The 10,692-nt window shown below is 73.7% G+C and carries 8 protein-coding genes, 1 tRNA gene and 1 riboswitch; of the genes, 4 read left to right on the top strand and 5 right to left on the bottom strand.

Annotation, left to right across the window (positions count from 1 at the left end):
- The 3 genes from AOK11_RS17495 to AOK11_RS17485 form a co-directional block, all read left to right on the top strand.
- The coding region (locus AOK11_RS17495) for a cytidine/deoxycytidylate deaminase family protein (RefSeq protein WP_478501589.1) at window positions 1–364 on the top strand (364 nt) is incomplete at its 5' end.
- Window positions 365–429: 65 nt separating this feature from the next.
- Window positions 430–503 (top strand) — tRNA-Met (locus AOK11_RS17490).
- Window positions 504–876: 373 nt separating this feature from the next.
- Window positions 877–1,034: riboswitch (cyclic di-AMP (ydaO/yuaA leader) on the top strand.
- 11 nt (window positions 1,035–1,045) lie between these two features.
- A complete protein-coding gene (locus AOK11_RS17485) occupies window positions 1,046–2,080 on the top strand; it encodes a M23 family metallopeptidase (RefSeq protein ID WP_055594647.1) in 1,035 nt (344 codons plus the stop codon).
- A gap of 97 nt (window positions 2,081–2,177) precedes the next feature.
- On the opposite strand, the gene AOK11_RS17480 is transcribed toward AOK11_RS17485, so the two are convergent.
- The 4 genes from AOK11_RS17480 to AOK11_RS17465 all read right to left on the bottom strand — a co-directional run bounded on the left by AOK11_RS17480 (window position 2,178) and on the right by AOK11_RS17465 (window position 7,377).
- Window positions 2,178–3,596 (bottom strand): PrsW family intramembrane metalloprotease, encoded by a 1,419-nt coding sequence (locus AOK11_RS17480; protein ID WP_079034918.1) that lies wholly within the window; start codon window positions 3,594–3,596, stop codon window positions 2,178–2,180.
- Window positions 3,597–3,648: 52 nt separating this feature from the next.
- A complete protein-coding gene (trmB, locus tag AOK11_RS17475) occupies window positions 3,649–4,527 on the bottom strand; it encodes a tRNA (guanosine(46)-N7)-methyltransferase TrmB (protein WP_206188874.1) in 879 nt (292 codons plus the stop codon).
- Window positions 4,528–4,590: 63 nt separating this feature from the next.
- Window positions 4,591–5,835, bottom strand: coding sequence for an L-2-hydroxyglutarate oxidase (gene lhgO / locus AOK11_RS17470; RefSeq protein ID WP_420902997.1), 1,245 nt, complete (start codon window positions 5,833–5,835; stop codon window positions 4,591–4,593).
- A gap of 117 nt (window positions 5,836–5,952) precedes the next feature.
- Window positions 5,953–7,377 carry an NsdA family TPR-like regulatory protein gene (locus AOK11_RS17465; RefSeq protein ID WP_055594645.1) on the bottom strand — a complete coding sequence of 475 codons (1,425 nt, stop codon included), beginning with the start codon at window positions 7,375–7,377 and terminating at the stop codon, window positions 5,953–5,955.
- A 717-nt stretch (window positions 7,378–8,094) separates the two neighbouring features.
- Here AOK11_RS17465 and AOK11_RS17460 point away from each other — a divergent pair.
- Window positions 8,095–10,215 carry an asparagine synthase-related protein gene (locus tag AOK11_RS17460; protein ID WP_055594644.1) on the top strand — a complete coding sequence of 707 codons (2,121 nt, stop codon included), beginning with the start codon at window positions 8,095–8,097 and terminating at the stop codon, window positions 10,213–10,215.
- 6 nt (window positions 10,216–10,221) lie between these two features.
- On the opposite strand, the gene AOK11_RS17455 is transcribed toward AOK11_RS17460, so the two are convergent.
- Window positions 10,222–10,692, bottom strand: a 471-nt coding sequence (locus AOK11_RS17455) for an NPCBM/NEW2 domain-containing protein (RefSeq protein ID WP_206188873.1), incomplete at its 5' end; no start/stop codon positions are given.

Genomic DNA, 10,692 nt, shown 5'->3' with positions numbered 1-10,692 from the left:
GGTCGTGGCGGCCGACGGCACCGAACTGGCGCGCGGCCACTCCCGGGAGGGCGGCGACCCGGTGGTGCACGCCGAGGAGGCCGCCCTCGCCAAGATCGACCCCGCGGACCCGCGGCTCGCGACCGCCACCGTGTACTCCAGCCTGGAACCCTGTGCCCGCCGCACCTCCCGTCCGGTGCCCTGCGCCCGGCTGATCCTGGACGCGGGGGTACGGCGGGTGGTCACCGCGTGGCGGGAGCCGGACACCTTCGTGGCGGGCGCCGACGGCAGCGGAGTGCTGGCCGCGGAGGGAGCCACGGTCGTCGTCCTGCCGGAGCACAAGGAGGCCGCCGAGGCGCCGAACCGCCATCTGACCGGCCGGTGACGGAGGGGCGGGGATCATGTGTGTGCGGAGTGCCCCGCGGATGCCGTATGCTGGTTACACAACGGCGCGGGGTGGAGCAGCTCGGTAGCTCGCTGGGCTCATAACCCAGAGGTCGCAGGTTCAAATCCTGTCCCCGCTACTGAAGGCCGAGGGCCGGAATCCGAAAGGGTTCCGGCCCTCGGTCGTTTCCGTTTCCGTTCCCACTTCTGTTCCCGTTCCCGCCCTCCGGCCCGTCTTCCGGCGGAGGTTTCGAGAACGCGTTCTCCGGGCCCCTCCCCGCCGATATCACGCCGGGTGATCGGACCGCCCCGCTGCGCATAACAACTGATGTACCGTCAGATGTAGTGTGACGAACGAGGGAGAGTCAACTCGCCCGTTTTGGGGCGGTCGTGATGCTTAAGTCCGTGCGGGAATCGTTAACGATCAAGAAGAACGGCTTGGAATACGAGCCCTCCGTCTATTAACGTTCGATAACGCAGCGCGGTCGTCCCAGCCGTCACACGAGTCGGCTCCGTGCGCACGCGCCGAATCCCGCAAGGGAACCGGGGAACCAACATCTTGGGGTGAATCGCGTAGATGCCCCCGTGGAGACACGGACGGTATACGCGCGTAGGAGACCTTCCTGCTCCGAACCCGTCAGCTAACCCGGTAGGCGAGAAGGAAGGAAAGGAGTGCGCCCACGTGGCGTCGAACCGGCCTGCCCCCGAGGCCCCCTTCATGCCGAGCCAGCGCGACAGCGACACCTTCGGCTACGGCAGCATCCGCACCGACGAGGGCCCCTTCGAGGAGTGGAACCCCACTGCGGAGTCCCTTCCTCCCGTGCGCGGCCGGCATCGCGTCGGCAAGCAGCGCGGCGGAGGCCTCGCCCGTAGCTCCACCGTCCTGGGCGTCGGTGTCATAGCCGCGGTCGCCGGTGGCGGCATGGCCAGCGCCCAGACCGGCAAGCCGCCGGTCTCGATCTCGATGCCGGACCTTCCCTCCGTCGGTTCCCTCATCTCCGACGAGGAAACCCCCCAGGGCTCCGCCACCCCGCTCAGCAGCATCGGCACGGTCGCCGACGAGGCCGAGCAGGGCAGCACCTCCGACGCCGGCGAGGTGCTGCGCGCCCGGATCATGGCCCAGGTCGAGCAGCAGCAGAGCCAGGCCGAGGACAAGGCCGCCGCCGAAGCCGCCGCGAAGGCGGAGAAGGAGGCCAAGGAGCAGGCCGCCGCCGCGAAGAAGGAGGCGGAGGAGCAGGCCGCCGCCGCGAAGAAGGAGGCGGAGGAGGAGGCCGCGAAGAAGGCCGAGGCCGAGCGTCTCGCCGAGCTGGCCACGCAGTACGCGCTGCCGACCTCCTCGTACACCATCTCCTCGACCTTCGGTCAGGCCGGCGCCTACTGGTCCTCCGGCCAGCACACCGGCCTGGACTTCGCCGCCCCCACGGGCACGCTGATCAAGGCGGTCCACACCGGCACGATCACCTCCGCCGGCTGGGACGGCTCCTACGGCTACAAGACCGTGCTGACCCTCGACGACGGCACCGAGATCTGGTACGCCCACCAGTCCTCCATCAACGTCAGCGTCGGTCAGCAGGTCAACACCGGCGACGTGATCGGCCGCGTCGGCTCCACCGGCAACTCCACCGGCGCCCACCTCCACCTGGAGGTGCACACCGGTGGCTCCGGCACGGGCATCGACCCGCTGGCCTGGCTCCAGTCGAAGGGCCTCACCGTCTGAGACCCCGGCCCCCGGCCGGTCTTCACACGCTCTCGCAGCCACAGCCCCGGCAGTCCTGACGACGACCCCCCGACGTCAGGGCTGCCGGTCCGGCGTTTCAGGGGCGGTACGGGTACGCGTACGGGTTCGGCCCGGCCGCCGGGTACCCGGGGTGCGCGAAGTACGCGGGGTTCACGGCGCCGTACCTCCCGTACGGCCCGTGTCTCCCGTACGGGCCGTACCCCTCGTACACCCAGGGCGAGCCGTACGGGCCGTACACCGGCCAGGGCGGTGCGGGCGGTGCGGTGACCCGGGCCGCGTGTTCCAGGGCCGGGCGGGCCGTGTCGCGGCGCCGCCACAGTTCCCGTAGCAGCTCGTGCTCCCGCGCGGCGAAGTCCGTACCCGCGCGGCCGCGGCGCCCCCGGTGCCGCAGGAACGCCAGCGACGTCGCGTACGCCCCGTACTGCGCCACCGCTCGGGACGCGGCCCGGCCGCCGTGCCCGCGCGCGTACCGCCGGGCGACGCGCCGGGCCCGCATCGAGCCGAGCGCGTAGGGCTGGGCCGGGGTCAGCCAGCCGGCCCTGACGTAGGAGGGCAGCTCCTCCCGTACGGTCCGCAGCCCGCGCTGCCGGGTCCACACCACCAGCCAGGTCAGCAGGCCGAACGACGGCACCATGAACGCCGCGTACACGGCGAAGAAGCCGTACTCGCCGAGGGTCGAGGAGACGTTCCACAGCGCGTGCAGGCCCATCGCGAGCAGCAGGCCGCCGAGCGGGAGCAGGAAGCGCGCCGGGCGCCGCCGCCCGGTGGCGAGCGCGGCCACCCCGAAGCCGATGCCGGTGAGGGCCGTGAAGAGCGGGTGCGCGAACGGCGACATGACGACGCGGACGAAGAACGTCGCCGCGGTGACGGAGGAGACGCCGCTGCCGCCGGTGAGCTGGTCGGTGCCGAAGGCGGTGCCGAGGTAGAGGATGTTCTCGGTGAAGGCGAAACCGGTGGCGGTGATGCCGGCGATCACCACGCCGTCGAGGATCGTGGTGAAGTCGCGTCTGCGGAACAGGAAGACCAGCAGGACGGCGGCGGCCTTCGCGGACTCCTCCACGACCGGGGCTATCACGGTCGCGCCGAGCGTGTCCGCGCGGGACGGGTCGGCGGTCTCCGTCGCTATCCACCGCGTGGCGAAGCTGTTGGCGACGATCGCCATGAGCGCGGCGGCGCCGGCACCCCAGGCGAACGAGAAGACGAGATTGCGCCACGGACCGGGCGCGACCCGGTCCAGCCAGCGGAACGCGGCGACGAGCAGCGGCACCGGCAGGACGGCGAGGCCGAGGCCGACCAGGAAACCCTCCGTACCGGTCTGCTCGCGGACCAGACCCAGGATGACCAGACCCGAAAGCGCGAGGAGGGCCGCCAGCGCCCCGCAGCGCACCCGGGGCCGCTGCCACCAGTGCGCGTGCCGCGGGGCGGGCCCGTCGGCCGGCCCTGAGGGGCCGGGGGCCGCGCCGGGCTGTGTCGGGTACGGACGGCTGATGGCCACAGCATTGACCCTAACGAGGGAGCGGTGCTGCCCGCAGGAACACCGGGTGGGCTCAGGCGCCGGCGGCGTTCCGGTCCTCGGACCGGGGGGCGGCCCGGGTGTCGGGCCGGTCGTCGTGGTGTACGCGGCGGAAGAGCAGGTCGTTCACCACATGTCCCTTGTCCAGCCCCTGCCCCTCGAAACGGGTCAGCGGCCGGAACTCCGGGCGCGGCGCGAAACCGCCGTCCGCCACGGTGTTCTCGAAGCAGGGGTGCGCGGTCAGCACCTCGAGCATCTGCTCGGCGTACGGCTCCCAGTCGGTGGCGCAGTGCACGGTCGCGCCCGGGGCGAGACGGGTCGCGGCGAGGTCGAGGAAGGCAGGCTGGATCAGCCGGCGCTTGTGGTGCCGCTTCTTCGGCCAGGGGTCGGGGAAGTAGACGCGCAGCCCGCCCAGCGCGTCGGGGGTGAGCATCTCGCGCAGCAGGATGATCGCGTCGCCGTTGCCGACGCGCACGTTGTCCAGGCCGTGCTGGTCGGCGAGGCCGAGCAGATGGCCCTGGCCGGGGGTGTGGACGTCCACGGCGAGGATGTTGGTGCCGGGATCGGCGGCGGCCATGCGCGCGGTGGCCTCGCCCATGCCGAAGCCGATCTCGAGGACGACCGGGCGGTCGTTGCCGAAGAACTCGGCGAGGTCGAGGCGCTGCCGGCCGTCGACGTCGAAGCCCCACCGGGGCCACAGCCGCTGCAGCGCGTCCGCCTGCCCGGCGGTGACCCGGCTCCGGCGCGGCTGGAAACTCCGGATCCGCCGCTCGAAGTGCGACCCGGCGGGATCGGCCTTCGGGCCGTCCGGGAAGCGGGGCTCCCCCTTCTCCCGGGTACGGCGGACCGACACGCCGGGAGTGTGCTCGGAGGGCCGGGCGTGTGCTTCGGGGGTGTTCACGGAGTCAGACACAGTGCTGACGATTTTACGGGGGTGCCGCGAGGGATTCGTCCGACGGCCGCGGGAGCGGTCGCCTCAGCGGGGTACGCCGTCCAGGGCGGCCAGGGTCCGGCGGGCCACCTCCCGGCCGATGGGCAGGGACGCGGTCGCCGCGGGCGAGGGGGCGTTCAGGACGTGGACCGCGCGGGGCGTCTCCCGGATCAGGAAGTCGTCGGCGAGCGTGCCGTCGCGCAGCACCGCCTGCGCCCGTACGCCCGCCGGGGCCGGGACCAGGTCGGCCTCCCGGACCGCGGGCACGAGCCGGCGGACCGCCTCGGTGAAGGCCCGCCGGGACAGGGAACGGTGCAGCTCGCCGGTGCCGTGCCGCCAGTGGCGGCGGGCCAGGTGCCGGGAGCCCGGCCAGGCCAGTGTGGCGGCCAGCTCGCGCGGGCGGACCGTCCGCCAGTCGTAGCCCTCGCGCGCCAGTGCCGGTACGGCGTTGGGCCCGACGTGGACGCCCGAGTCGATGCCGCGCGTGAGGTGGACGCCGAGGAACGGGAACGCCGGGTCGGGCACCGGGTAGACCAGACCGCGGATCAGCTCCGGGCGGGCCAGCTCGTAGTACTCGCCGCGGAACGGCACGATGCGCATGCCGGGGTCGTCGCCGGTGAGGCGGGCGATCTCGTCGCAGTACAGCCCCGCGCAGTTCACCAGCACCCGGCCGCGCACGACGTCCCCGGCGGCGGTCAGGGCGGCCACGCCCAGGTCCGGGCGGCGGTCGACCCGGGTGACCCGCGCGCCGTAGCGGATCTCCGCGCCGGAGGCGGCCGCCAGCCGGCGGGCCACCGCCGCGTAGTCGCAGACGCCGGTGGTGCCGACGTGGATGGCGGCCAGGCCCTCGACCTCCGGCTCGTACGCGGCGATCTGCGCGGCGCCCAGTTCGCGGACCGCCAGACCGTTCTCCCGGCCGCGCTGGACCAGGGCGTGCAGGCGGGGCAGCTCGTCCCGGCGGGTGGCGACGATCAGCTTGCCCGTCACCGCGTGCGGGACGCCGTACTCCGCGCAGAACTTGACCATCTCGGCCGCGCCCCGCACCGCGTACCGGGCCTTCAGGGAGCCGGGGCGGTAGTAGATGCCGCTGTGGACGACGCCGCTGTTGCGGCCCGTCTGGTGCCGGGCGGGGCCGGGTTCCTTCTCCAGCACCGTGACCCGCGTGCCCGGTGCCGCGCGGGTGATCGCGTACGCCGTCGACAGGCCGATGATGCCGCCGCCGATCACCAGCACCTCGCAGTCGTACGCCCGCCGCACCACCCGCACCACCTCCAGGTCCCGATAGTGCACTGCGCCACTGACAACGCCCGTAAACCCCGTACAACCCGGAAGGCGGCAAGGGGCTGCCGGGGGCCGCCGGCAGACGACGGCCCGGATCAGGCGGGGCGCACGGGCATCGGGCGGGCGTCAGGCGGGAGTCATCAGCAGGGGCCGGGCGCGCTCGCGCAGCTCGACCACGCGGGGTTCGTCGCCGTAGGGCTCCAGGCGGTGCAGGAGGTCCCTGACGTACTCCGTGGTGCGCGCGGACGAGATGCGGCCGGCCACCTCCACCGCGCGCACCCCCTGCTCGCAGGCGGCGTCCAGGTTGCCCGACTCCAGTTCGGCGACCGCCGAGACGACGAGCCGCAGCCCGTGGGAGCGGACGAACTCCTCCGTCGGCCGCGACAGCGCCTGCTCGGTGAAGCGGCGGACCTGGCGGGGGGCCTTCAGGTCGCGGTAGCACTCGGCGGCGTCGGCGGCGAAGCGGTCGTAGGAGTAGAAGCCCAGCCAGACCGGGTCGCTGTCACCGGGGCGGGAACGTTCCAGCCAGCCCTCGGCCGCCTTCAGGGCCGTGCCGGCCGCCGGGGCGTCACCCGCGCGTGCGTGCGCGCGTGCCTCCACGAGCCGGAAGAAGCTCATGGTGCGGGCCGTGGCCAGGCCGCGGTTGCGCTCCAGCGCGGCCTGGGCGAGGTCGACGCCCTCGTCGCCGAAGCCGCGGTAGGTGGCCTGGAGGGACATGGAGGCCAGTACGTATCCGCCCAGGGGGACGTCGGCCGCCGCGCGGGCCAGGCGCAGGGCCTGGATGTAGTAGCGCTGGGCGGCCTCCTGCTGGCCGGTGTCGAAGGCCATCCAGCCGGCGAGCCGGGTGAGTTCGGCCGACGCGCCGAACAGGGAACGGCCCACGTCGTCGGCGTAGGAGCCCAGCAGCAGGGGCGCCGCCTCGACCCGCAGGCACTCGGGGACCATCGACGAACGCCAGTCGCCGCCTCCGTACTTGGAATCCCAGCGGCGCGCGTCCTCGGCGGCCTCGCGCAGCTTGCGCACATCGCTGTGGCCGACTCTGGCCGGTGCGGCGGAGCCCTCCCCGGGGCTCACCTCGCGTGCGACCGAACTGTCGGCCGGGGTTATCAGCCAGCGTGAGGCAGGCGTTGCATATGCGCTCACCGCGAACGATCCGGCGAGCGACTGCCAGATGCCGCCGGACCCCGCGCGGCGGCCGGCCAGGTCCAGCCGGTACAGCTCGGTGGCGGACTTCACCGCCTGTCCGACGTCCCGGGGGAAGGCCAGGCCCACTTCGGGTGCGGGATCCGCGTCCGCCAGGCCGATCTCGTGGAGCGGCACCGGGCGGCCGAGCTTCTGGCCGATGGCGGCGGCGATCAGGTGGGGCGCCGCACCCTGCGGCACCATGCCCTTCGACACCCAGCGCGCCACCGACGTCTTGTCGTAGCGCAAGGTCAACCCGCGTTGGGCGCCAAGGTCGTTGACGCGCCGCGCGAGGCCCGCGTTGGAGATACCCGCGAGGGCGAGGACGGTGCCGAGCTTTTCGTTCGGCCCGCGGAGCTCCCTGGACATGCGCCACCCCTCGACACAGACGGCTGCCGCTCTGGCATAACCGCGCGGCATTCGTAAACCCAGCGTAGTTCGCCGCATCCCAAGCGTTAAGGGGCATTCTTCCGGATGGCGGGATTGTGGTCCGTACTGAAGTGCGGGTCCGATACGCGCAGTTGCTGCATGCTCCCGGCGTGTGGCCGTGCGCCCGTGCGTGCGCTCTACTCCGGCCACGGCGGGGCCGATTCCATGGTCCTTGCGTGGGTCGGCCCGCTGTACTGGATCCAGTGGGCTGGGGGACACCGCCGCCTTCATCCCCGCGGGCGGCGGAACGGTCCGGGAGACGCACTCCGTCTCCCGGACCGCACGGCTTCCCGGCGGTGCGCAGAGCCTGTACGGAGCGTGTTCGAGGTTGTCCTCGCCTCTTCGAATTGGCCGAAAATCGACCCCACTCTTTCAGGGCTGTCAGCCCATCTATCCTGGCAGTTGAGGGCGCGTTAGTGGTTCTTGGGGCGCGCTGGGGGGCGCATTCGCGTCGCAGCGGTGCAGGTGGGCGCGTGGTCGCGAGCGGACGATCTCCTTGCCTCGGGCGGGTGTTCAGATCGGGGTAGGAGTATTCGCCGGGGCGCATCCGACGGAGCACATGCGGCACCGGCACCCCTCCTGAGCGCCTCCTTCATGGCAGCATGGGTGAACCGGTGCGTGCGGTGCGCCGGTTGTCCACAGCCTGTGGAGGCGTCGATGCGGTGGTTGGTGGGATGGAGCAGCGCCGCCGCGGGCGCCCTGGCGTACGGCTCCGCCGGCGCCACCGGCCCCGACGGCGAGACACTGCAACCGGTGGGTTCCCATTTGTTGTGGGGCGACCCCGATCCGCTGTGGGCGGTCGGCGACTGGCGCCCCGACGAGGTGCGGGTGGTGACCGGCGACGCCGAGACGCGGATCGCCGTCCTCGGCACCTGCGGCGCCTCCGACGAACAGCTGCGCGTCGCCCTGTTCGCCGCGCGCGGCGGCGCGCTGCGCCATCTGACCGCCTGGCCGGGCAGCTACACCGCCGTCGTACAGGTGGGCCGCCGGGTCACCGTCTGCGGCGACCTCGCGGGCGCCCGGCCGGTGTTCCACACCCCGTGGGAGGGCGGCACCGCCTACGCCACCGCCGCGCTGCCGCTCGCCGACCTCGTCGAGGCCAACCTCGACTTCGGCCACCTCGCCGCGCTCCTGGCCGCCCCCGACGTGCCGGCCGCGCTCCACGACTCCACTCCGTACGACGGCGTGAAACGCGTTCCGCCGGGGCATGCGCTGATCCTGCGCGCCGGGGCGCGCGAGATCGCCGGGTACGAGCCCGTCGCCTCGCTCGCCGTCGCCGCGCCGCCCGCCGACCCCGACCGCGCGGTGGACGCCGTCCGGGACGCGCTGGTCGAGGCCGTACGCACCCGGCTCGCCGCGCCCCGGCACGTCCCCGGCGCCGACATCGATCCCGGCCCGGTGCCGGGCATGGGCCCCGCCGAACGGCGCGCGGCGCGCGGGATGCCGGTGCCCGGGATCGGGGCCGACCTCTCCGGCGGGCCCGCCTCCGGGACCCTGGCGCTGCTCGCCGCCGGGCTGCCGGGCATGCCGGGGACCGTGCTGGGGCACGGCACCGGCGCGGGCGAGCGGCTGCTCGCCGTCACGTTCAACGATCTCGCGGGGGGCCAGGCCGGTGCGGGGAGCGGTTCGGCCGGCGGCCGGGCCGACGAAATCGCGCGCGCCGGGGCGCTGGCCGCCAACCCCCGGCTGCACCATGTGGTCGTCCCCGGCGGCGAGGACACCCTGCCGTACGCCGACCTCGACGGGCCGCTCACGGACGAGCCGGCCCCCTCCCTGGTCACCGCCGCCCGGCACCGGGCACGGCTGGCCGCGGGCAGCGCCGACCACTTCACGGGGTACGGGGCCCGGCAGGTGCTCGACGCGCATCCCGCGCGCCTCGCCGACCTCCTCATGGACCGCAAGCGGCGCCATCTCGTACGGCCCGTCGCCGCGCTGGCGAAAGCCGACGGGTCCGTGATGGTGCCCGCGCGCGTGTACGCCGCGGCCCGGCGCCTGGCCCGTACGCCGTACCGCACGGGACTCGAGACCCTCGCGGAGCAGCTGCTGCGCCACCAGCTGGACGACGGGACCCCCTGGGGTGCGGCGGACGCCTCGCTGGCCGCGCTGACCTGGGGAAGACCCGGTCCGGCGGCGCGCTGGCTGACCGGGGAGGCGCTCGCTGAAGTATCGGTTCGCCTTCAGACGTCCACCCGCCGGTCCGACGTGGGGCCGGGGCAGCGGCCCGGTGACTTCCGCGCGCGTGCGGCACTGACCCGGTACGCGGCCGGTGTACGGGTGCTGGAGCAGGCCGCCGAGATCCGCTTCCAGCGGCTGCACACACCGTTCCTCGACAACCAGGTCGTCCGCGCGTGCCGGGGGCTGCCCGAGGCACTGCGGGTGAAGCCGGGGGCGCGGGCCTCCATCCTGCGGAGCGTGCTGGAAGGGTCCGGCGTGCGGGACCTGCCCACCGGGTGGGGTGCGCCGACCCAGTCGAACGCCGCTGCCGAGGCGCGGATCGGCCTGCGGGTCGCCGCAGGCACGCTGATGACGTTGTTCGACACGCCGCTGCTCGCGGAGGCGGGGCTGGTCGAGGCCCGCGTGGTGCGCAAGGCGCTGCGGGCCGCGGCGGAAGGGGAGCCGCTGCCGCTGGACGGGCTTGCGGATCTGGTCGCGCTGGAGCTGTGGCTGCGGCGGCTGCTGGCGCGGCGGGGGACGTGCTGGACGGGGACGCCCGGGCGGCAGCGGGCGGTGCCCGGGGGGATCGCCCCGCAGCGGGGGGCGTTGGCCCGGGGGGTCTGAGAGGACCTACGTACAGGTGAAGCGGGACTCGGCCCAGTCGGCCAGGGCCAGGCGGTCGAAGGGGCCGCGAGGTTCCACCACCAGGCGTACGGTCTTGCGGCCCGTCAGGTCCACGTGGACCGGGACGGCTCGGTCGCCGCCCTTGATCGGCCCGGAGTTCCACAGGGGGACGCCGTCCGCGTGGACGGAGAAGGCGACCTTGCCCAGCTTCATCGTCAGGTCGTCCACGCCGACCATCGCGTCGTAGGCGGTGCACGGGCGGTTCAGGTCGATGGTGACGGAGGAACGGCCGTGGACCGTCACGCCCGGGGAGTAGCTCCGGCGGGCGATGGGCAGGGCCGAGCGCTTCCAGACCCAGCTGCTCCCGCGGATGCGCATCTCGGGAGCGTCACCGTCGCCGCTGATGTCGTAGGCGAGTGCGCTCCACTGGTGGACCGTCGGGGTGGGCGGAGGCGGAGGCGGAGGCGGAGGTGGAGG

This window comes from Streptomyces hirsutus (assembly GCF_001418415.1).
GTDB lineage: Bacteria > Actinomycetota > Actinomycetes > Streptomycetales > Streptomycetaceae > Streptomyces > Streptomyces hirsutus.
This window is presented reverse-complemented; position numbering and strand designations above follow the sequence as displayed.

What these genes read in the sequence shown, in the direction of transcription:
- AOK11_RS17465 (WP_055594645.1), bottom strand. Translation starts at nt 7,377, where the DNA reads ATGTCCAGGGAGCTCCGCGGGCCGAACGAAAAGCTCGGCACCGTCCTC.
- AOK11_RS17460 (WP_055594644.1), top strand. Translation starts at nt 8,095, where the DNA reads ATGCGGTGGTTGGTGGGATGGAGCAGCGCCGCCGCGGGCGCCCTGGCG.